Annotated in this window: 12 protein-coding genes; 11 read left to right on the top strand and 1 reads right to left on the bottom strand. The window is 71.9% G+C overall.

The genetic code is table 11. The features are described 5' to 3' along the window. Positions 1-57: 57 nt before the first annotated feature. From PZB77_RS00655 to PZB77_RS00665, 3 genes are all read left to right on the top strand, one after another. Positions 58-1,089, top strand: a complete 1,032-nt coding sequence (locus tag PZB77_RS00655) for a hypothetical protein (protein WP_275490533.1) — start codon at positions 58-60, stop codon at positions 1,087-1,089. Positions 1,090-1,156: 67 nt separating this feature from the next. After that, positions 1,157-1,534, top strand: coding sequence for a hypothetical protein (locus tag PZB77_RS00660; RefSeq protein ID WP_275490534.1), 378 nt, complete (start codon positions 1,157-1,159; stop codon positions 1,532-1,534). Between the two features lie 15 nt (positions 1,535-1,549). Next, the gene (locus tag PZB77_RS00665) at positions 1,550-2,032 is read left to right on the top strand and encodes a transposase family protein (protein ID WP_275495864.1); all 483 of its coding nucleotides are present in this window, start codon (positions 1,550-1,552) and stop codon (positions 2,030-2,032) included. Between the two features lie 125 nt (positions 2,033-2,157). Here PZB77_RS00665 and proP read toward each other — a convergent pair whose 3' ends face one another. Then, positions 2,158-3,657, bottom strand: a complete 1,500-nt coding sequence (proP, locus tag PZB77_RS00670; RefSeq protein ID WP_275495865.1) for a glycine betaine/L-proline transporter ProP — start codon at positions 3,655-3,657, stop codon at positions 2,158-2,160. 927 nt (positions 3,658-4,584) lie between these two features. Between proP and PZB77_RS00675 the strand changes: the two genes are divergently transcribed. The 8 genes from PZB77_RS00675 (at position 4,585) to PZB77_RS00710 (ending at position 22,626) form a co-directional block, all read left to right on the top strand. Further along, positions 4,585-5,472, top strand: coding sequence for a sterol desaturase family protein (locus PZB77_RS00675; RefSeq protein ID WP_275495866.1), 888 nt, complete (start codon positions 4,585-4,587; stop codon positions 5,470-5,472). An 81-nt stretch (positions 5,473-5,553) separates the two neighbouring features. Next, complete coding sequence (locus tag PZB77_RS00680; protein WP_275490535.1) at positions 5,554-14,937, top strand: non-ribosomal peptide synthetase/type I polyketide synthase; 9,384 nt, start codon at positions 5,554-5,556, stop codon at positions 14,935-14,937. After that, positions 14,927-16,609, top strand: coding sequence for an NAD(P)/FAD-dependent oxidoreductase (locus PZB77_RS00685; protein WP_275490536.1), 1,683 nt, complete (start codon positions 14,927-14,929; stop codon positions 16,607-16,609). The genes PZB77_RS00680 and PZB77_RS00685 overlap by 11 nt, the downstream gene beginning before the upstream one ends. 50 nt (positions 16,610-16,659) lie before the next feature. After that, the gene (locus tag PZB77_RS00690; RefSeq protein WP_275495867.1) at positions 16,660-18,360 is read left to right on the top strand and encodes an NAD(P)/FAD-dependent oxidoreductase; all 1,701 of its coding nucleotides are present in this window, start codon (positions 16,660-16,662) and stop codon (positions 18,358-18,360) included. Further along, positions 18,357-19,412: an NADP-dependent oxidoreductase gene (locus PZB77_RS00695; RefSeq protein ID WP_275490537.1), complete on the top strand. Its 1,056-nt coding sequence runs from the start codon at positions 18,357-18,359 to the stop codon at positions 19,410-19,412. Before PZB77_RS00690 ends, PZB77_RS00695 begins: the two co-directional genes overlap by 4 nt. 101 nt (positions 19,413-19,513) lie before the next feature. Beyond that, positions 19,514-20,719: a cytochrome P450 gene (locus tag PZB77_RS00700; protein ID WP_275490538.1), complete on the top strand. Its 1,206-nt coding sequence runs from the start codon at positions 19,514-19,516 to the stop codon at positions 20,717-20,719. 46 nt (positions 20,720-20,765) lie between these two features. Continuing rightward, positions 20,766-21,404, top strand: coding sequence for a hypothetical protein (locus PZB77_RS00705; protein ID WP_275490539.1), 639 nt, complete (start codon positions 20,766-20,768; stop codon positions 21,402-21,404). 244 nt (positions 21,405-21,648) lie between these two features. Then, positions 21,649-22,626 carry an alpha/beta hydrolase gene (locus PZB77_RS00710; RefSeq protein WP_275490540.1) on the top strand — a complete coding sequence of 326 codons (978 nt, stop codon included), beginning with the start codon at positions 21,649-21,651 and terminating at the stop codon, positions 22,624-22,626. The last annotated feature ends 307 nt before the right edge of the window (positions 22,627-22,933 follow it).

A 22,933-nucleotide genomic window follows, 5' to 3' on the forward strand; every position in this document is an offset into this window, starting at 1 on the left:
GTGAATCTGCCGGGGGTGCTCGTTGACCGGGGTTTTCAGGCGTCTAAGGTCGCGTCCATGACGAGGACCACGCCCGCGCGCCCTCTCGATGTCGAGGCGCTCTTCCCGGAACTGGCCGCCTTTCGGGGGACGACAACTCGGCTCCATCCACGGCCGGGCATACCAGACCTTTCAGCCAGTTCCGTGGGCGGTCCTATCCTGTGGCCGGCGGACGAGCCGTGGCCGGTGTGCGGCGAGGCACACGGCCGTGGGCGTGGTCGACGCCCGGCTGACATCCGTCGCTATCGGCAGGTTCTGGCTTCCGCATGGGCCCGCGAGGAGGCTCCCGGCCCGACGGATGAGGAACGGAATCTCCTGGGCGAGCTGCACCGGGAGCACCGGATCCCTGGGGCCTCCGAGACCGATCCGCTGCCGATGATCGGCCTCGCGCAGCTGTACCGGCGGGATGTGCCCGACCTGCTGGCGGGGCCGGGCGACTGCGATCTGCTTCAAGTGTTCTGGTGTCCCTTCAACGCGCACGGCCCGGGCCGGTACGATCTGGCGCTGCACCTGCGCTGGTGGCGGTCGTGGGAGATCGGCGAGGTGCTGACCACGCCGCCACAGCCGCTGGTCGTCGGGTCCGACGGCTTCGTGCCCGAGCCCTGTGTGCTGCACCCGGAGCAGGTGGTCACCTACCCGTTTGCCGGCCTTCTGCCGGAGGAACTGGGCGCCCGGATCGACGCCTGGGAGGAAGCCCTTGAAGAGGAAGCTGAGCAGTCGGCGGACGAAAGCACGACAGAACCGCTCGGCTACCAGTACGACCTGTCCATCCCGCCAGGCTGGCGCGTGGGCGGCTTCGCCTCCTGGCACGCGACCGACCCGTATCCCAGGGAGTGTCTGACCTGCACGACACCGATGCATCTGCTGCTGACCGTCGACAGCTCGGAATGGGACGGCGGCAGCGGCAGCTGGAAACCGCTGGAGGACCAGAACCAGCCCACTCACCGTTGCGCCACTCCTACGGAGGTCACTGTGGGCCGCTGGGGTGAGCTCAACGTATTCGCCTGTCCCAACGATCCCGAGCATCCGCACCGCTGGAGCATCCAGTAGCTTGTCGTGCCCCTGCAGGAAGCGCGGTGAGTGTAACCGCGGTGCCCCCGGCGACCGTTGGAATTGTGTGACGAATACCAAAGAGCACGCCGAGGACACCTGCCCGCTTGTCTACCAGTGCCGTCTGCCGCTGTCCACGCGCACCGTCAACCACCTCGCCGATCTGCTCAGGCGCCATCTGAAGGCGATCCGGTCCAGGTGGCGGATCCTGCCGCCGGGGAAGATCGCGGTGATCGTCCTGGCCGTACTGCGCCACGACCAGCTCCTGGCCGACATGGCCGGCGGCGACAACGTGTCCGAGTCCACCGTCCGCCGCCGACGCGACGAACTGATCGGACTGCTCGCCGCCCAGGCACCGCGCCTGGACAGCGCCCTGAAGAAGGTCGCCAAGCAGGGCGGGGAAGCGGTCCTGATCGACGGCACCCTCATCCGCACCGGGCGGTGAACCGGAAGAGTCGACCTGCAAAACCATTCCGGCAAGCACCACAGCCACGGCGTGCACTTTCTCGCCCTGACCGACGAAAAGGGCCGCCTGATCTGGATATCCGCCGCCCGGCCCGGCCGCACTCACGACAACGCCGCCGCCCGCCACGACCACATCCTGGCCCACCTGCGCGCCGCCGGCCTGGGGGCGCGGGCCTCGGGGCGCCGGCCTCGGGGCGCCGGCCTCGGGGCGCCGGCCGACCTCGGCTTCCGTGGCCTGGACAACGACATCCTCGACCCCGTGATCGTCACCGGCTACGCCGCCAGCCGCACCCCCAAGCTCACCCCGGGCCAGAAGGAACCCAACCGCGTCCTCTCCGTCGGACGTGCGCCGGTCGAGCACGGCTTTGCCCACCTCAAGAACTGGCGGATCCTCACCAAGCTCCGCACCGGCCCCGCCCGCGCCACCCAACTCCTGCGCGCCCCGCGCGTCGTGACGAACCTCGAAGTCAACCGCTGACGGATGATCTTCTCCGTAGACTCCCGCCCACGACCAGGGTGAGCACCCCGAGCAGCGGTCACATGAGCCCATTGACCTGCGACTTCACGTTGGCGAAGGTTCTGTGCGAGAAGCCGCTCCTGCCTTCATCCCTTCCGGCGTCGTCTCCCGTAGCGCAGCCGGAACCAGACGTCGCGCGCCTGGCGGCCGGCGGCCGTCCGGCTGACCGAGACGAGCCGGCGCGCCTGTTGGGGGGTCTCGACCATGGGTCCGGAGCCGCGCAGCGGCCGGCCGGCCGTCTCGTGGAGGAACAGCGTGGCGACGAACCCGATGACGCCCGCGACCATCAGGTAGTAGGCGGGCACCATGTCGTTGCCGGTGGCCTCCACCAGCCCGGCGGCGAACAGGGGGGTGGTTCCGCCGAAGAGGGAGACGGAGATGTTGAACGCGATGGAGAGCGCTCCGTAGCGGATGCGGGTGGGGAAGAGGGCCGGGAGGGTGGACGCCGAGGTCCCGGCGAAGCAGACGAGCAGCAGGCCGAGGATCGCGCAGCCGAAGGCGGGCATCAGGATGCCGCCCTGGCGGATCAGCAGGAAGGCCGGGATCGAGAGCGCCACCAGCGCCACACTCCCGGCCATGAACACCGGGCGGCGCCCCCACCGGTCGGAACTGCGGCCCACCGTGGTGATGGTGAGGACGACCAGCAGCATGGTGCCGAGGACGAGCAGTTGGGACGTGGTCTCCGGTTCTCCGAGGGTTTCGGACATGTAGGTCGGCAGATAGGACGTGACCATGTAGTTGGTGACGTTGTAGAGGAGCACCAGGCCCATGCAGATCAGTACGGCTTCCCAGTGCTCGGTGAAGATCTCCTTCATCCTGCCCTTGCCGGACTGTCTGGCCTGCTCGACCGGGTCGCCCTCGGCGAGCGCCTCGGCCTGTTCCTCCTCCTGCCGCCGGAAGACCGGGGTCTCCTCCAGCTTCAGGCGCATGTAGAGGCCGATCAGTCCCAGGGGCCCGGCGACGAAGAAGGGGATCCGCCAGCCCCAGTCCGTGAGCCCGTCGGTGCCGAGGACGGCGGTGAGCACGGTGACCAGGCCGGAGCCGAGGGAGTAGCCGACGAAGGTGCCGAAGTCCAGCCAGCTGCCGAGGAAGCCGCGGCGCTTGTCGGGGGCGTACTCGGCGATGTAAGTCGTCGCTCCGGCGTACTCCCCGCCGGTGGAGAAACCCTGCACGAGCCGGCACACCAGGAGCAGCAGGGGGGCCGCGAAGCCGACCGCCGCGTAGGTGGGGAGGAAACCGACTGCGAAGGTGCTCGCCGCCATCATGATCATGGTGATGGCGAGCACCTTCTGCCGCCCCACCCGGTCTCCGAGCGGGCCGAAGACGAGACCGCCCAACGGCCGTACCAGGAACGCGGCGGCGAAGGTGGCGAAGGTCGACACCACCTGGGCTCCCGGGGAGCTGGAGGGGAAGAACACCTTGCCCAGCGTTCCGGCCAGGTAGGCGTAGACGCCGAAGTCGAACCATTCCATGGTGTTGCCGAGGGCGGCGGCCGTGACCGCCCGGCGGACCTTCGGCGGGTCGGTGACGGTGATGTCCGCGGCCCGGAACGACTTCTTGCGGCGGCGCACGAGGGTGCGCAGCATGCGGTCCACCGCCTGGCTGTCCTGCCGCGGCCGGGGCGCTCCCGGCCGTCTCCTCGGTCCGGCCATGCGTCCGCCCCTTTCCGAGGGCTTTCGGTGCCTCGTCTCCCGCGGTCGGCCCCGACGGACGGGGAGGGAAGATCATCGGTGCGTCCGAGTCTGGGGCAGGGGGGCGCGGGGGGCCTCCGGGGCGGCCCGCACGAGTGAAACGCTCCTGAGATGCCGGGCGTGCCGCCGCTTTTCGCGCCGGTGCGAAAAACACCCCGGAGTGCGCCTGTACGCACTACCCCGCCCGTCCATAAAAATGATGGTCGGAACACTGCACAAGAACGCCAAAATGACTAAGTCACTCACATCGGCGACAAGGACCGGACCACTGTTCCGTGCGGACGCGGAGGGCGGTTCAATGATTCCGGGACCGACTACAGCACACTCAGGAAACCGGTGCGGCACATCGTCGGTCGGGGATTGAATTCCACGAAATCGGAAAAGAATCAACCGAACCCGCAGAGGGCGGAGAGAACGGGGCGGCCACGCCGGCCCGGCGGCTGCACCGTAATTCGCTCCTACGGCCTCTTCCGCCGACTTTCGCACGGGCGCCACCCCACGGAACAGCTCACCCTCTCCCGTACGCCCCTGAGACCTCCGCACGCGTCCGTCGACCCCTTGCCCTGCAACGGCGCAGGCCACGGGGGCGAACGGCCGAACCGCCCCGCCCCACGCATGCGCGCCGACCCACGCGGCGCCCGCAGCGGCGTCACCACGCGTACGCCGGTGCGCGGACGCCTTCGCCCTGCGCTCCGCGCCCGTCCGAAGCGTGCACCGACCCGCCCCCGGTCGCGGGACGGCCCTCAGTTCCGCGTTCCTACGGAGGTATGCCCGGTGGATGAAAACGAAAGGCATCTCGACCCCGCCGGGGACTCGGCGAAGATATCTCCGCCCCATTCCTTTCTCCCTCTCGGACGACGCGTTCTCGGCGTCCTCGCCTATCCCGCCCTCCTGACGGCCACCCTGCTGGTCGCGTCGGCGACGCTCGTGCTGGACTGGAATCCGGAATGGGTGAGCTCACTCTTCCTCGCCGGCACCGTGCTCTACCTCTCCGTTCTCGAAAGGCTCATTCCGCACCGGCGTGACTGGCATCCGGACAGGGCGGAATGGCGCTGGTACGGCGTCTACTTCGCGTTGACCATGGCCGGGAGCGTGCTGGCGCAGTTCCTCGTCACGACCGCGGTGGGGAAGGTGTCCCCCGACGATCCCGCGCTTCCCCTGGGGGCCGAGATCCCGGCCGCGCTGCTGAGCGGATCGCTCGCCGGCTACCTGGTGCACCGTCTGGGGCACACCAATCCCGTGCTGTGGCGCCTGCACGGCGTCCACCACGTCCCGCGCAAGGTCAACGTCGCCAACAACGGCGTGAACCACGTCCTCGACATCACCCTCGCCCAGGGCGTCGTGCAACTCACCCTGGCGCTCGCGGGGTTCTCCCAGAAGTCCGTGCTCGCCGCGGGGTTCTTCGTCACCATGCAGGGCTATTTCGTCCACGCCAACGTCGACGTGCGGATCGGCCGGCTCAACCACCTCTTCGCCAGTCCGGAACAGCACCGTCTGCACCACAGCACCGATCTCTCCGAGGCGGGCCACTACGGCTCCGACCTGTCGTGCTGGGACCACCTCTTCGGCAGTTTCACCTGGCGGCCCGGGCGTGAGCCGGCCGCCGTCGGTCTCAGCGATCCCTCGTCGTTCCCCGGGACCGGCGAGATCCTCGCCAGTCTCCTCCGTCCGTGGCGCCGCGCGAAGCGGGCCGGGGACGGCATCGCCTGACCGGGCCCGTTCCCGGGCCCCGCACCGCTGACTTGGGCGCCGCCTGTGGCAGCGCGACCACTTGATGAGGAGTGTGCGAACGTGGCTGACGCCACCCACGACGTTTCGACGGGCAGAATCGCGATCATCGGCATCGGCTGCCGCTTGCCCGGCGGAGCTTCGGACCCCCGCGCCTTCTGGCAGAACCTGCTGGACGGCAAGGACTGCGTCACCCCCACGCCGCCGGACCGCTACGACGTCACCACCCATCGCAGCGGCCGCCGGGACAAACCCGGGCGGCTGGTGGGTGGCCGGGGCGGATACATCGACGGCTTCGACGAGTTCGAACCGGCCTTCTTCGGCATCAGCCGTCGCGAGGCCGACCACATGGATCCCCAGCAGCGCAAACTCCTCGAAGTGGCCTGGGAGGCGCTGGAGGACGGCGGCCAGCGGCCGGCCGATCTGGCGGGCAGCAACACGGCCGTGTACGTCGGCGCGTTCACGCTCGACTACAAGATCCTCCAGTTCTCCGACCTGAGCTTCGAGACGCTCGCGGCCCACACCGCGACCGGGACCATGATGACGATGGTGTCCAACCGGATCTCGCACTCCTTCGACTTCCGGGGGCCCAGCCTCTCCATCGACACGGCGTGCAGTTCCTCCCTGGTCGCCGTACACCTGGCCTGCCAGAGTCTGAAGCGCCGGGAGAGCGATCTGGCGCTCGCCGGCGGGGTACTGCTCCACATGGCGCCGCAGTACACCGTTGCGGAGACCAAGGGCGGGTTCCTGTCCCCCGAAGGGCGTTCCCGTACGTTCGACGCCTCGGCGGACGGCTACGTACGGTCCGAGGGCGTCGGCCTGGTCGCGCTGAAGCGGCTGGAGGACGCGGTACGAGACGGGGACCCGGTCCACGCGGTGATCCTGGGCAGCGGGGTCAACCAGGACGGCCGGACCAACGGCATAACCGTCCCGAACGGCCAGGCCCAGGTCTCCCTGGTGCGGCAGGTCTGCGCCGAGGCCGGCATCACCCCCGGCGACCTGCAGTACATGGAGGCGCACGGCACCTCCACGCCGGTCGGCGACCCCATCGAGGCCAACGCCCTCTCCCGGGCGCTCGCCATCGGGCGCGCCCCGGGCGCCCCCTGCTACGTAGGTTCCGTGAAGGCGAACATCGGGCACACCGAGTCGGCCGCCGGGATCGCCGGGCTGATCAAGACGGCCCTGGCGCTGAAGCACCGCACCATCCCCCCGCACATCAATCTCGAACGCGTCAACCCCGCCATCGACCGGGACTCCTCGCCGTACGAGATTCCCGACCGGGTCACCCCGTGGCCCGCACACGAGGGGCCTGCGCGGGCGGGGGTGAACTCCTTCGGCTTCGGCGGCACCAACGCGCATCTCGTCCTGGAGGAGGCACCCGAGCGTGCCCCCGCCGACCCGGCGCCCTCCGCGCCGGAGCGCCCCTGGACCGTCCTTCCGCTGACCGCGCGTCACCCGGACGCCCTCGCGGATCTGGCGCGGGGCATCCGGGGCGAACTCGCCGGCGAGCGGGGCGCGGCCGTCCCGCTCTCCGGCCTCGGCCACACCCTGGCGCACCGCCGCCAGCATCTGGAGAACCGGCTGTCCGTCGTCCACTCCTCCCGGGAGTCCCTGGACGAGGCCCTGGCCGCGTACCTGCGGGGCGAACCGCATCCCCGGGTGGTCCGGTCGAAGCAGCTCGACCCCCAGGACCGGCGCCTGGTGCAGGTGTTCACGGGTATGGGCCCCCAGTGGTGGGGCATGGGCCGCGGACTGCTGGAGAGCGAGCCGGTGTTCCGGGAGACGGTCGCCGCCTGCGACCGCGAGATCCGCGGGATCGCGGGGTGGTCCCTCCTCGACGAGATGACGGCCGACCAGGACCGGTCGAGGATGGCGGAGACCTGGCTCGCCCAGCCGGCCAACTTCGCGGTGCAGATCGCACTGGCGGCCCTGTGGCGCTCGTACGGGGTGCGTCCGGACGCGGTCGTGGGGCACAGCACCGGAGAGATCGCGGCGTTCTACGAGGCGGGCGTCTACTCCCTGAAGGACGCGGTGGCCGTCGCCGTGCACCGCAGCCGCCTCCAGCACACGCTGGCGGGCGCGGGCACCATGCTCGCCGTCGGTCTGCCGGAGGCCGAGGCGGAGGAGCGGCTGCGGCCCTTCGGGTCGCGGATCTCGGTGGCCGCGGTCAACAGCCCCGCCTCGGTGACGCTGGCCGGGGAGGAGGCGGCGCTGGGCGAACTGGCGGACTCGCTCCGGGCCGAGCAGGTTTTCGTCAAGTTCCTGGCCGTCGAAGTCCCCTACCACAGCGCCGCGATGGACCGGATCAAGGACGGACTGCTGACCTCGCTGGCGGACCTCGCGCCCCGGCCGGCACGCCTTCCGCTGTACCTCACGGGTGTGGACGGCATCGCCGACGGTGTCACTCTCGATGCGGGGTACTGGTGGAAGAACGTCCGTGACCGGGTGCGTTTCCGCAGCGCCGTCGACCGGCTCGCCGACGACGGATACCGCCTCTTCCTGGAGGTCGGCCCGCACCCGGTGCTCGGGCACGCGATCCGCGAGAACCTGGAGGCCCGCGGCCTCACCGGCGTCTGCGTGCCCTCGGTACGCCGCGGGGAGGACGAGGACGCGCGCTTCGCCCTCTCCCTCGCCACCCTGCACAACGCCGGTGTCCCCGTCGCGTGGGACGTGCTCCACCCGGCGGGCGAGACGGTCCCGCTCCCCCGCTACCCGTGGCGGCGCGACCGCCACTGGACGGAGCCGGCCTCCGTCGCCCAGGTGCGGCTCGGTCTGCTCGACCACCCGTTACTGGGACGGCGTACCGGGCACACCGAACCCACCTGGCGCGCCCGGCTCGACATCGAGACCCTGCCGTACCTCGCCGACCACCGCATCCAGGACACGGTGGTCTTCCCGGCCGCCGGCTACCTGGAGATGGCGACGCAGGCGGTGCGTGCCCTCACCGGGGGCAGCCACGTGGTGCTCGCCGACGTCCGGCTGCGCAAGGCGCTCTTCCTCTCCGACGAGGAGGCAACCACCGTCGAACTCTCACTGTCCCTGGAGGACGGGGACTTCACGATCGCCTCCGCGACCGCCGGAGGCGACGCGGAGCGCACCGTGCACGCGAGCGGGGTGGTCCGCTCCACGCAGCGGCGCTCGGCGGGACCCGCGCTCGACACCGGCCTGGTCAAGGGACGGAGCGAGCACCGGCTCGGCGCCGAGGAGTGCTACGCGGGACTCGCCGCTCTGGGATACCACTACGGCCCCGCTTTCCGGGCCGTCGAGGAGGTCTGGATCGGCACCGGCGAGGTGCTGGCGCGCATCCGCCCGCCGGCGGTGATCGGCGCGGACGCCTCGCGCCACCACATCCACCCGGTCCTGCTGGACGCCTGCTTCCAGAGCCTGCTGACGCCGGGCGTCGTGGCCGGTGAGGCGTCCGCGCCGGGGACGGGCATCCGGTTGCCGCTCTCGATCGACGAGATGAGCATCTCCCCCGTCGGCGACGGGCCGCTCTGGGTGCACGCCACCGTGACCCGTGACGACGGGAACGAACTCGTCGGCGACCTGGCGTTGTACGCGGAAGACGGAACGGCGCTCGGCGGGGTGCGCGGGTTCCGTGCGGCCGACGTGGAGAAGGCCTCGGCCGCCGTCTCCGTGAGCACCATCGACTCCTGGCTCGCCGAACCCGCGTGGATCGACCGGCCGTGGAGCGAGGTCCCCGGGGACGCCACGGAGCAGGGGGGTTCGGACGGGCAGGACTGGCTGGTCCTCGCGGACGGCGGCGGGCTCGGGGACGCCTTCGCCGATCTGGTGACGGCACGGGGCGAGCGCTGCCGGGTCGTACGGACCGGCGCTCCGCGGGGACGGCTGCCGCGGGACGGGGAGTTCAGCTCGGCTCCGGACTCCGCCGAGCAGTTGGAACGGGTGTTCGCGGAACTCGACCGGGAGGGCACGCCCTTCGGCGGCACGATCGTGCACCTGTGGAACCTCGACCTGCCGGCTCTCCCGGCCTGCGAGCGCAAAAATCTGGCGCGGGCGGTGGGGAACGGCGCCTACTCCCTCGTGGCCCTCGCCCGGATCCTCGCCGCCCGGCGCACCGGTGGGCGGCTCCACGTGGTCACCCGGGGCGCGCAGCCCGTGTCGCCGGGTGAGTCCGTCGAGCCGCTCGCGGCTCCGGCCTGGGGTGTCACCCGGGTGCTGCGCCACCAGGAACTGGTCGGACACCGCGGCAAACTGGTCGATCTGGATCCGGCGCGGGAACCCGGCGAGGCAGGTCTGCGGGCCGACGCCGAAGCCCTGCTGCGCGAGTTCCTGACCGACGACGAGGAGGAGATCGGCCTGCGGGGCGACCGCCGCGCCACCAGTCGGCTCCGCCCGGCGGAAGGGCTGACCAGGCCGCTGCCGCTACGGCTGCGCGCGGACGGGAGCTATCTCGTGACCGGGGCGTTCGGGGCGCTGGGCCGCCTCCTCTGCCGGACGCTCGTGCGGCGCGGCGCCCGCCGGCTGATCCTGATGGGCCGCACGCCCGTCCCGCCGCGTCAGGAGTGGGCGGCGGCCGACGCCACGACCGCCGGGGGCAGGGCCGTGGCGCTGCTGCGCGAACTGGAGGCGCTGGGTGCGCAGACGGTGCTGGCGCCCGTGGACGTGACCGACGAGGACGCGCTCACCGGCTGGCTCGACGCGTACCGGCGCCGGGGCGGCGCCCCGGTGCGCGGTGTCTTCCATCTGGCGGGGCAGGTGCGGGACACCCTCGTCGCCGACATGGACCGGCCCACCTTCGACGCGGTGCTGGAGCCGAAGGTGATGGGCGCGTACCTGCTCGACCGGCACCTGCGCGACGAGCCGCTCGACCATTTCGTGCTCTTCGCCTCGATCGCCTCACTGCTGACGACCGCCGGCCAGACCAACTACGCCGCCGGCAACGCCTTCCTGGACGCGCTGGCGCACCGGCGGCGGGCGCAGGGGCTGCCCGCCCTGAGTCTGGACTGGGGTCCGTGGGCGACGGGCATGATCGAGGAACTCGGTCTGGTCGACCACTACCTGCACAGCCGGGGCATGAGTTCGTTGTCCCCGGACGCCGGGATGAGTGTCCTGGAACGGGTGGTCGGTCAGGACCGGGCGCAGTTGCTGGTGGCGACGGTCGTCGCCTGGCCGACCTTCCTGGCCTGGTACGACTCGCCTCCCCCGCTGGTCTCCGAGCTCGCCGCGACCGCCCGCGACCACGCGCCCGAGGAGGGTGACGGCTTCCTCGAGACCTTCCGGCGCGCCGGTGGGGCGGAGCGCCGCTCCCTGGTGGCCGAGCGGTTCACCTCGCTCACCGCCACCGTGCTGCGGACGGCGGCGGAGGAGATCGACCCGTCGGCCGGACTCGGCGGTCTCGGGCTCGACTCGCTGCTCGCGATGGAGCTCCGCGCCCGGGTGCAAGCCGACCTGGGCGTCGCCCTGCCGGTGGTCGCCCTGCTGAGCGGTACACCCGTCGGCCAACTGGCCGACCAGCTCTGTGAAGGGCTCCTGGAGCGGGTGGCGGCGGACGCGGCCGGGGAGGGTGACCCCTCGGCGGCCGTCGAGGTCTTCACCGACGAGCACTCTCATCCGCTGACCCAGAACCAGAAGGCGCTCTGGTTCCTCAAGCAGCTCAACCCGGACGGCTACGCGTACAACATCGGCGGTGCGGTGGAGGTTCGCGCCGCACTCGAACCCGACGTGATGTTCGAGGCGGTACGCAGGCTCATCGCCCGGCATCCGGCGCTGCGAACCAACTTCCATCTGGAAGAGGGACTGCCGGTGCAGCGGACGACGGCCGGGGCGGAACCCGATCTCGCCCTCTTCGACGTGCAGGGGCAGGACTGGGAGGAGATCCGGCGGACGATCATCCGCGAGTACCGCAAGCCGTACGACCTCGAACGCGACCCGCTGGTGCGGTTCCGCCTGTTCAAGCGCGAGCCGGGGCGCTGGGTGATCATGAAGGCGGTCCACCACATCGTCTCGGACGCCATCTCGACCTTCACCTTCATCGAGGAACTCCTCGCCGTCTACGAGGCCCTGAAGCAGGGCCGGGAGCCGGCACTGCCGCCGGTGGGCGCGAGGTACCTCGACTTCCTCAACCAGCAGAACCGCTTCCTGGCGAGCCGGGAGGCGGGCGGGATGCTGGAGTACTGGCGGTCCCACCTGCCCGCCGAGGTGCCGCTGCTGGACCTTCCCGTGGACGGAGCGCGTCCGGCCGTACAGACGCACAACGGCGCTTCGGAGTTCTTCGTCCTGGACGAAGGGCTCACCGCCCGGGTGCACGCCCTGGCGCAGCAGCACCGGGTGACGCCGTTCATGGTGCTGCTGGGCGCCTACTACCTCCTGCTGCACCGCTACTCCGGGCAGGACCACATCGTCGTCGGCAGTCCGGTGACCGGCCGCACCCAGCAGGAGTTCGCCCCGGTCTACGGCTACTTCGTCAATCCGCTCCCCCTGCACGCGGACCTCTCGGGGGCGCCCACCGTCGCCGAACTGCTGGAGCAGGTCCGCGCGACCGTCCTGAACGGCCTGGACAACCAGGAGTACCCGTTCGTGCTGCTGGTCGAGGAGCTGGGACTCCAGCACGATCCGAGCCGCTCGGCGGTGTTCCAGGCGATGTTCATCCTGCTCACCCACAAGGTGGCCACCGAGCAGTACGGCTACCGGCTGGAGTACATCGAACTCCCGGAGGAGGAGGGTCAGTTCGACCTGACCCTGTCGGTCTACGAGGACGAGGCCGAAGGGCGCTTCCACTGCGTGCTGAAGTACAACTCCGACCTCTTCCGGCCGGCGACCGTGCGCCGCATGGCCTCCCACTACGTGCGGCTGCTCGACAGCATGACCCGGGCGGAGGCCCACCTCCCCACGCCCCGGCTGGAGATGCTGGGCGCGCCGGAGCGCGAACGGCTGGTGGGCGAGTGGAGCGGCGCCCGGGCGCTCCGGGAGGGTGACGGGCGGGTACCCACTCCGGTCCACCGGCTGATCGAGGAGGTGGCGGCCGCCCGGCCCGACGCGGTCGCCGTCTCGATGCCCTCCCTGTCGGGGGCGACGGTGCGGATGACCTACGGCGAGCTGGAGCGCCGGGCCGTCGCCCGGGCGCGGCGCCTGCGTGACCTGGGGGTCGGCGCGGGGTCGGTGGTCGGGGTCTGCCTGGACAAGTCGCCGGAGCTGATCGTCACCCTGCTCGCGGTCCTGAAGGCGGGCGGCGCGTACCTCCCGCTCCACCCGGACCAGCCGGCTGACCGTGCCGGGCACGTTCTGCACCACGCCGGGGCCGTGCTGGTCGTCGTCGGGGAGGCGCGTGCCCCGTGGGCGGCGGGTCTGTCCGTCCCCGTGACGATACTGGAGGCTCTGCTGGGGACGGAGACCGACGGGCCTGCCCCGCCGGGGACGGCCGACCCGGACGCCGCGGCCTACGTGATCAACACCTCGGGCTCGACCGGTCGTCCCAAGGCGGTCCGGGTCAGCCACCGCAACCTCGCCTCGGCGTGCGCCGCGTGGCTCCAGGAGTACCGGCTCGACGGGTCGTGCGTGCATCTCCAGATGGCGGAGCCCTCGTTCGACGTGTTCACCGGTGACCTGGTGCGCGCCCTGTGCTCGGGGGGCACGCTGGTGCTGGCCGACCGGGATCTGATCTTCGACACGCCCCGGCTCCACCGCACCATGCGGGCGGAGCGGGTGGACTGCGCGGAGTTCGTTCCCGCCGTCGTGCGGGGCCTGATGGACCACTGCGCGCGGGAGGGGGAGCGGCTCGACTTCCTGCGGCTCCTGGTGGTCGGCTCGGACGCGTGGAAGGTCGCGGAGTACACCCGGCTCCGTGACCTGTGCGGGCCGGGGACCCGGGTCATCAACTCCTACGGCCTCACCGAGGCCACCATCGACAGCGCCTTCTTCGAGGGACCCGCCGACGGTCTGGAGCCGGGTCAGATGGTGCCGATCGGGCGTCCGCTGCCGAACAGCACCCTCCACGTCCTGGACGCGCAGGGCGAACCGGTACCGCCGGGTGTGCCGGGCGAACTCTGGATCGGGGGCGAGGGCGTGGCGACGGGGTACGCCGGCGACCCGGCGCAGACGGCCGCGCGCTTCGTCACCCAGACCCTGAGCCGTGAGCCCGGCGCCCCGCCGGAGCGGCTGTACCGGACCGGGGACCTGGCCCGCTGGGACACCGAGGGCCGGGTGCACCTGCTCGGTCGTGGCGACCACCAGGTCAAGCTGCGGGGCCACCGGATCGAGATCGGGGAGATCGAGGCACACCTCGCCGGCTGGCCGGGTCTCGCCCGGGCCGTGGTGGCCGTACGCCCGGACGCCGCCGGGGACGCCACGCTCTGCGCCTACTGCGTGGCGGAGCCGGGGGCGGTGCTCGACCGGCGTGCGCTCCGCCGCCACCTGGCGGGAGCCCTGCCGTCGTACATGGTGCCCTCGTACATCACGGAGCTCGACGCGCTGCCGCTCACCCCGCACGGGAAGGTGGACGTCAAGGCCCTGCCGGTGCCGCGCGGCGAGGACCGCCGGCAGGCGCACGAGGCGCCGGTCACGCTGTACGAGGTGAGCATGGCCCGGCACTGGGAGGCCCTGCTCGGGACGGAGCGGGCAGGGCTCGGGGACGACTTCTTCGAGTCCGGCGGGAGCAGCATCAAGCTGATCGAACTCCTCCACCGTCTGCGGACGGAGTTCGGCGTCAGCATCCCGGTCAGCCGGCTGTACCAGGTCACGACGTTGCACGGAATGGCGGCGACGGTGCAGGACCTCGTCCACAGCACGTCCGCGGAGGAGCTGCCCTATCTGACCTTCAACCCCGGCCCGGGCCGGCCCGTCTTCTGCTTTCCGCCGGCGGGCGGCCACGGTCTGGTCTACCGCGGCCTCGCGGAGCGGCTCGCGCCGTACCGGACCGTCGCGTTCAACTACCTGCCGGGTGACGCCAAGGTCGTCCGGTACGCGGACCTGGTGGAGTCGGTGGACGCGGAGGGCCCTCACCTGCTGCTCGGGTACTCCCTCGGAGGCAACCTCGCCTTCGAGGTGGCCAAGGAGCTGGAGTCGCGGGGCCGCGAGGTGGGGCACGTGGTGGTGCTCGACTCCCATCGCATCACGGAGACGTACGAGCCGGGAGAGGAGGGGATCAGGACCTTCGAGGCGGAGCTGGGCCGCCACATCCACCTGCACACCGGGTCGGAGATCGTCACCCGGACGGTGCTCGAACACGCGGCGGAGTACCTGGAGTTCTGCGGCAGGACGCCCAACACGGGGACGGTGGCGGCCCCGGTGGGCGTGGTGACGGACGAGGAGAAGGCCGCCCTCCACGCGGTCGGCTCTCCGGGTGCGTGGCACGGCGGTTCCACCGCCGGGACACGGGTCCTGAAGGGGTCCGGGACCCACGCCGACATGCTCGATCCCCGGCATCTGCCCCGTAACGCCGCACTGGTGCGCGCCCTGCTGACGGGAGGCGCCGAGCATGCGGGATGAGGCCGGCTCCGACTGGGGCCGACGCGAGCGCACACCCGGGAGCGAGCCCCGCGTCATCATCGTCGGCGCGGGCATGGCGGGGCTCTCCACCGGGGTGTACGCGCAGATGAGCGGGATGCGGACCAGGATCTTCGAGAAGCACGTGCTGCCCGGCGGCTGCTGCACGGCCTGGTCGCGGGACGGTTACCTCTTCGACTACTGCATCGAGTGGCTCATCGGTACCGCCGAGGGCAACGACGCGAACCGGATCTGGCGTGAACTGGGCGCGCTGGACGGCAAGTCGGTCACCAACTTCGAGCTGTTCAACAAGGTGGTCGACGAGAGCGGACGGTCGGTGACCTTCTTCAACGACCCGGCGCGGCTGGAGGAGCACCTGACCCGTCTCTCCCCGGCGGACGCCCGGCTGATCCGCTCGTTCTGCCGCGACCTGCGGCGGTTCACCCGGATCGAGCTCTATCCGTTCCTGACCGCGCCCGCGCTGCGGACCGTACGGGAGCGGGCGGCGACACTGCGCACGGTGCTGCCGGCGTTCCGCCTCTTCTGGCGGACCGCCGCGACCCCCATGCACACCTTCGCCGACCGGTTCGAGGACCCACTGCTGCGCCGGGCGTTCCGGAACATCTTCTTCCAGGACCCGGAGGGCTTCCCCCTGCTGCCGTACCTCTTCAACATGGCCGCCGCCCACCATGGCAACGCGGGCTTCCCCCAGGGGGGTTCGCTCGGGCTCGCCCGGTCGGTGGAGGAGCGGTACACCGGGCTCGGCGGGAGCATCACCTACCGGGCCCGCACCGAGAAGGTGCTGGTGGAGAACGGCCGGGCGATCGGGGTCGAACTCCGCAACGGCAGGAAGTACTTCGCCGACCACGTCGTCTCCGCCTGCGACGGCCGCACCACCATCAGGGAACTGCTGGGCGGACGGTGGACCAGCCCGAGGATCGACCGGCTCTACGACGACCTGCTGGAGAAGCCGGGCACCCTCTTCCCCGCGGTGGTCTCGGCCTTCGTCGGCGTCCGCGGCCCGCTCCCGGCGGAGGACGCCCACAGCACCACGTACCTGCTGGACGCGCGCGACGCGGCCCGGTTGCCGGGCGCGCTGCAGGACAGCCTGGTGGTGCAGCTGCGGTCCCGCTACTCCGACGGCTTCGCCCCGCCGGGCAAGTCGGTCGTCCACTGCACCTACTTCAGTGACTACACCTCCTGGCAGACGCTGCGGCGCAGTGACCGCACAGCGTACCGGGCTCAGAAGCAGCAGGTCGCCGACTTCGTGCGGGAGTTCCTGGCGCGGCGGTGGCCGGGCACGGCCGAGCGGATCGAGCTGGTGGACGTGGCGTCACCGGCGACGACCCGTCGCTACACCGGCAACCACAACGGGTCGATCCTGGCCTGGAAGGCGTTCTCGGACGCCGACGACGTGGCGTCCCGCCTGGTCGGCAAGGACCGGATGCGGCTGCCGGGGCTGAGCGGCTTCTCGATGGCCGGCCAGTGGGTCGGGATGGGCGGCCTGATCCGCGCCGCGTCGACGGGCCGGTTCGCCGTGCAGTACCTCTGCGAGGAGCTGGGCATCGGGTTCCGGGCCTGGGAGAGCACGCCCTCCGGCCCCTGGCACACCGGCAAGCTGGGGCGGCTGCCGCAGCTGGACCGGTGGACCGCCAAGGAGGGCACCGGCGCGTGACGACCGAGGGGAGCAGGCCCGTGGCGCGTTCACCGCGCGGCAGGGAGACCATGATCATCATCGGTGCGGGGCTCGGTGGTCTCTCCACCGGGTGCTACGCGCAGATGAACGGCTACCGCACCGAGGTGCTGGAGATGCACGAGATCCCCGGCGGCTGCTGCACCGCCTGGGAGCGCGGGGACTTCACCCTGGACGCCTGTGTCAGCTGGATGCTGGGCAGCGGGCCGGGCAACGAGATGCACCAGATCTGGCTGGAACTCGGCGCGTTGCAGGGCAAGGAGGTGCGCCACTTCGACGTGTTCAACATCGTGCGCGGCCAGGACGGGCGGGCGGTCTACTTCTACTCCGACCCGGACCGGCTGCAGGAGCACCTGACCGCCCTGTCCCCCGCCGACGCCAGGCGGATCAAGGACTTCTGCCGCCAACTGCGCGCCTTCCGGAAGGCCCTGGCGGTCTACCCCTTCCTCAAGCCGGTCGGGCTGATGGGCCGGGTCGAGCGCTGGCGGATGCTCGCGTCGTTCGTGCCGTACTTCAACGCCGTCCGCAAGTCGATCTCGGTGCTGATGTCGGACTACTCGGCGCGGTTCGAGGACCCGCTGCTGCGCCAGGCGTTCAACTTCGTCCTCTACGAGAGGCATCCCGGGTTCCCGGTGCTGCCGACCCACTTCCAGCTCGCCTCGCACGCCAACCTGTCGGCCGGGGTGCCCGAGGGCGGGTCGCTCGGCCTCGCGGAGTCGATCGAGCGGCGTTACCGCCGGCTCGGCGGCAAGGTCACCTACAACACCAGGGTGGAGGAGATCCTGGTCGAGGACGACCGCGCGGTCGGGGTGCGCCTCAGCGACGGCCGCCGGTTGCGCGCGGACATCGTCGTCTCCGCCTGCGACGGGCCCACCACGATGACGAAGCTGCTGAAGGGGCGGTATCTGAACGAGGCCTACCGCCGGCTCTACACACGGACCCTGCACGAGCCGGGCATGGTCTTCCCGGGCTACTTCACCCTCTTCCTCGGGCTCAAGCGCCCTTTTCCCGAGGGTGATCCGTGCACCACCTACCTGCTGGACGAGGCGCAGGCCGCCGAGCTGACCGGCATCCGCCACCCGAGCATCAACGTCCAGTTCCGCAGCCGCCACTACCCGGAGCTGTCACCGAGCGGGACCTCCGTCGTCTACGCCACGTACTTCTGCGACATCGCCCCCTGGCGGGCCCTGGACGAAGGACCCGAGCGGCTCACCCGTACCCGCGGCGGTCAGGAGCTCCACACCCTGCCCGTACGGCACGGGCGCGGCTACTACGCGGCGAAACGGCGGGCGCGCACGGCGCTCGTGCGGTTCCTGGAGGAGCGCTACCCGGGGATCGGGGACGCCGTCGCGGTACGTGACGTGTCGAGCCCGCTCACCCAGGTCCGGTACACCGGCAACCACGACGGGACCGTGCTGGGGTGGCAGCCGTTCGTGGAGAGCGGCGAGACGCTGGAGGAGCTCGTCAAGAAGCACGGCCCCGGACTGCCGGGCCTGGAGAACTTCTACCTCTCGGGTGTCTGGGCGACGACCGGCGGGCTGATCCGCGCCGCCGCGGCCGGCCGGCACGTCGTGCAGTTCGTCTGCCGCGACGACGGCCGGGCCTTCACCGCGTCGGTCGACGAGAGCGGCCCGCCCCCGACCCACCGCGTCATCCCGGTGGTGAGGCGCCCCCAGTACCCCACCACCACGGCGAGCCTTACGTCCACCGGCGCGGAGAAGGAGCACCAGTGAAGATCAAGAAGTGGGTCGTGCGGGAGCACGTGGAGGGGGTCCCGGACGTGGACCGGATCTACGAGAAGGTGGTCGAGGACGTCGAGGTGGATCTGGCGCCGGACGAGATGCTCCTCCGCACGCTCTACGTGTCGGTCGACCCCTACCTCCAGGGCATCGCGCTGGACACCCCGCTCGGCGGACACATGGGCGCCGACTCCGTCATGGAGGTGCTGGAGGCCGGTCCGCTCGCCGCCCACCGGCCGGGCGACCTGGTGCAGGGCTTCGGCGGCTGGCGCTCCCACCTCGTCAGCACCGGCAGGGAGTCGCTGTGGCAGACCGGCACCTTCCCGATGGTCTTCCCCGCCTACCGCCGCCTCGATCCGGGCCGGTTCGACGAAGCGCTCCCGCTCGCGACGGCGCTCAGCGCGATGGGTGGCCCCGGCATGACCGCCTGGGGGACGCTCACCACCTTCCTGACCGCCGGGCCGGGCGACACCCTGGTGATCAGCGGCGCGTCGGGGGCGGTGGGCACGCTGGTGGGGCAGATGGCACGGCTGGCCGGAGCGCGGGTGGTCGGCACGACGTCGAGCGCCCGGAAGGCGGAGTACCTGACGCGCCTGGGGTTCGACGCCGTCGTGCTCTACCGCCAGGGCGACGGCGCCCAGGACGTGCGCGACGCGCTCGCGTGGGCGGCGCCCGACGGCGTGGACCGCTACTTCGACAACCTGGGCGGCGCGGTCACCGACGCGGTGTTCTCCCTGCTCAACGTCGGCAGCCGGGTGGCGGTGTGCTGGCAGTGGGCGACCCAGGTGGACCGGGACGCGGTGGGGCCGCGGCTGCTGCCGTACATCATGTACCCGCGTACGACGGTGCGCGGGATCTTCTCCCTGGAGTGGTTCACCGACGAGAACTGGCAGGCCCTCCACACGGAGCTGGGCAGCCGGATCCGGCGGGGCGAGATCGTCTGCGACCACACCTTCCACCAGGGCTTCGACAGCATCCCGGCCGCCTACCGGAGCCTCTACCACGACCGGGCCTCCCACCTGGGCAAGGTGCTGGTGGAGCTGTGACGCCCCCGGGGTCTCGCGCCCCGTCCGGGGCCGGCGCCCCTCGTCGTGATGCGCGCCCCGTCCGTGATCCGTCCGCGTCACCGCGACAGCCAGGAGGTTCCGTGTCCGCCGCACTCCGAGACAGCGTTGGCCGTGAAGAGGCGCTCCCCCCGCTCCACCGCCTCGACTTCGGGACGCCGGGTCCGCCCGAGCGTGTCGAGCTGCCCGACGGGTCGCCGGCCTGGCTGGTGAGCCGGTACGCGGACGTACGGCAGGTGCTCGGGGACGCCCGGTTCGGACGGGCCGGGCTGTACGCGCCGGACGGGCCGTCCCTGCCGGACGTGCCCGTCCTCGTGAACGACCCGGACCTGCTCTTCAATCAGGACGGACCCGAGCATCTGCGGTTGCGCCGCACCATGCACCGTGCCTTCACCCCGCGGGCGGTGGCCCGCTGGCAGCCCTGGATCGCGGCGATCGTCGAGCAGCTTCTCGACGGGCTGTCCTCCCGGGAGACCCCCGTGGACATCGTCGCCGGGTTCGCGCTGCCCCTGCCGGTGGCCGTGGTCAGCCGGCTGATGGGGCTCGACGCCTCCGCGCGGGACCGGATGCGCCACTGGAGCGAGTACGCGCTCTCCAACGGTTCCCGGCCCGAGGAGGAGGTCGGGGCGGCCATGGCGGAGTTCTCCGCATTCGGCGCCGAACTGCTGGCCCGGCGGCGCGCGGAACCCGGGGACGACCTGGTGAGCGGGCTGGTGCACGCCGCGGACGAGGAGGGCGGCATCCCCGAGGCGCAGCTGGTGAGTCTGGTCTGCGGGCTGGTGGTCGGGGGCCACGACAGCACGATGACCATGCTGAGCAACTCGCTGCTCTACCTGCTCGGCGAGCGGCCGGAGAGCTGGCCGCTCCTGGCCACCTCCGGCGAGGAGGCGGCGGGACGAGTGGCGGACCGGCTGCTGCACGGCATTCCGCTGGGCGACGACCGCGGCACCACCCGCCTCGCACACGAGGACGCGGAGGTGGGGGGCGTGTTCATCCCGGCCGGCGGGGTGGTGGTCGCCGACTGCGGGATGGCCAACCGGGACCCGGCGGTCTTCTCGGAACCGTGGTCCGCGGACCTGTTCGCACCGCTGGAGACGCCCACCCTGTCGTTCGGGGCGGGACCGCACTACTGCCTGGGCGCGTGGCTGGCCCGGACCGAACTCCAGCTGGCGCTGCACCGTCTGGCGGCCCGGTTCCCCGGGCTCCGGCTGACGGATCCGCCCGCGTCCGTCCGCTGGCGCCTGGGCTCCACCTCGCGCGGTCCGGTGCGCCTCGCGGTGACCTGGTAGGCGGCGTCGCGGGCGATCTCCGCGCGCCCGGGCCAGACTGTCCCCCATGACACGGCGGCGCTGGTACTTCGACGGATGGATCGGGGCCGCGGGCACCGCTTCGGGCACGCGGCTGGTGCTGGGGCACTGGCCGCGCTCCCCGTTCGGGCCGTTCAGCGACGTCATGATCGAGCACCCGGACGGAGAGCGCCTGCTGCTGGCCCCTTCACCGGAGGTGGCCGGGTTCGTCGCGCGGACCTACGCCTTCGACCGCGTCGAGGTGGTGCCGGTGGCCGTGTGGCGGGACGGAGCCCGTTGGTGCGTCCGGGCGGGACCGCTCGCCCTGGACCTCGTCACCGGGCGCCGGACGGCGCTGGGAGCGCTGCTGCGCGCGGTACCCCCGCCCCTCGCCCGCAGCCACACCTGGGCCGCCGTGTGCGACGTGCCGGCCCGCCTGCTGCCCGGTGTCCGTACGCTCGGCAGCGCCGGTCCCGGCCGGCGCGAGTGGTACGGGGCCCGGGACCAGCACCGTGTGGTGTCGGTGCGCGCCGTTCTGGCCGGAGCCGATCTGGGCGGCCTCGCCCCCGTGGACCCGCCGGTGACCTTCGGGTTCGGCTCGGCGCCCCGTACTCCCTCGCTCGTCCGGATCACCTCGACGGTGGAGACGACCGGGGGACGGGGAGCGGCGCCCGGTTCGCCGGGCTGACCGGGGGCGCCGGGCGGGGCGCGTGCGGAAGGACGCCCCGGGTGGGGTCACCGGTGGGTCCTCACTGCGCCGAAGCGGCCCGCGACGCTGCCGCGCACGGAGAGGACAGTTTCCGGTCGTTCTCGGGCAAGTCGCCCCGGCTCCCGCGTCCTAGTCTCGTGCTCACCACCCCCGTTCCGCCCACCGGGCCCCGGTGCCGCGGGCCGACCGGCCCGGGCCGCGGCCCGGACGACAGGAGACACGCATGTCCGACTTCCCCGCCACCCCGACGACTCCCCCCGTGCTGGAGCCGGCCGCCGCCGCGTTCGCCGAGGCGACCGCAAACCCGCCGTACCTCTTCCAGCTGGCGCCGGCCGACGGCCGCAAGGCGGTGGACGAGGTCCAGTCGGGGGAGATCGAGAAGCCCTCGATCACCGAGGAGTGGATCACCGTCCAGGGCGGTCCCACCGGTTCGGTCAAGGCGCGCATCGTCAAGCCAGCGGGAGCCACCGGCACGCTGCCCGTCATCCTCTACATCCACGGCGCGGGCTGGGTGTTCGGCAACGCGCACACCCACGACCGGCTCGTCCGCGAACTCGCCACCGGCGCCGGCGCGGCCGTCGTCTTCCCGGAGTACGACCTCTCCCCCGAGCACCGATACCCGGTCGCCATCGAGCAGAACTACGCGGTCGCCCGCTGGGTGGTCACCGAGGGCGCCCGGAAGGGCCTGGACGGCGGCCGCATCGCGGTGGCCGGCGACTCGGTGGGCGGCAACATGACCGCCGCCCTCACCCTGATGGCCAAGGAGCGGGGCGATGTCCCGCTGGTCCAGCAGGTGCTGTTCTACCCCGTCACCGACGCGTCCTTCGACACCCCCTCGTACCACCAGTTCGCCGAGGGCTACTTCCTGCGCCGGGACGGCATGTTCTGGTTCTGGGACCAGTACACGACCGACCCGGCCCAGCGCGCGGAGATCACCGCCTCGCCGCTGCGCGCCACCACCGAGCAGCTCACCGGGCTGCCCCCCGCGCTGGTGATCACCGGTGAGGCCGACGTGCTGCGCGACGAGGGCGAGGCCTACGCCAACAAGCTGCGCGAGGCCGGTGTCGACGTCGTCGCGGTCCGCTACCAGGGCATCATCCACGACTTCGTGATGCTCGACGCGCTGCGCGGGACGCACGCCGCCGGGGCCGCCATCGAGCAGGCCGTCCGGACCCTCAGGGCCGCCCTGCACTCCGCCTGATCCACCGCCGCCCGCGATCCGCGCGGCGGCCGCGGTGGGCGCCCCGGGCAGGCCGGAGGAGTCAGCGGCGTACGCCCGCCCCGCGGAGGAGTTCTTCCGGGGGGCGGGCGAGAGGGAGGGGTGGGCGCAGGCCCTGTTCGGCGTCGCGACGGCGCTCGCCGGGCTCCGCCGCCGGGAGGCCCTGGACCGGCTGGCTTCCGGCGAAGGGGAGCCAGGTCGATCCGATGCCTGCGGCGGCGCACCCAACCTGACGGGACGTGCGGGCGAGCGGGGCTGGTCGGACGCCGGGTGTTCACCCGCCCCTCAC

The organism is Streptomyces sp. AM 2-1-1 (assembly GCF_029167645.1).
Classification (GTDB): domain Bacteria; phylum Actinomycetota; class Actinomycetes; order Streptomycetales; family Streptomycetaceae; genus Streptomyces.

Bases quoted from the DNA above. Each gene is read 5' to 3' on its own strand.
- PZB77_RS00655 (WP_275490533.1), top strand. From the start codon at position 58: ATGACGAGGACCACGCCCGCGCGCCCTCTCGATGTCGAGGCGCTCTTC.
- proP (WP_275495865.1), bottom strand. From the start codon at position 3,657: ATGCTGCGCACCCTCGTGCGCCGCCGCAAGAAGTCGTTCCGGGCCGCG.
- PZB77_RS00685 (WP_275490536.1), top strand. From the start codon at position 14,927: ATGCGGGATGAGGCCGGCTCCGACTGGGGCCGACGCGAGCGCACACCC.
- PZB77_RS00690 (WP_275495867.1), top strand. From the start codon at position 16,660: ATGATCATCATCGGTGCGGGGCTCGGTGGTCTCTCCACCGGGTGCTAC.
- PZB77_RS00705 (WP_275490539.1), top strand. From the start codon at position 20,766: ATGACACGGCGGCGCTGGTACTTCGACGGATGGATCGGGGCCGCGGGC.
- PZB77_RS00710 (WP_275490540.1), top strand. From the start codon at position 21,649: ATGTCCGACTTCCCCGCCACCCCGACGACTCCCCCCGTGCTGGAGCCG.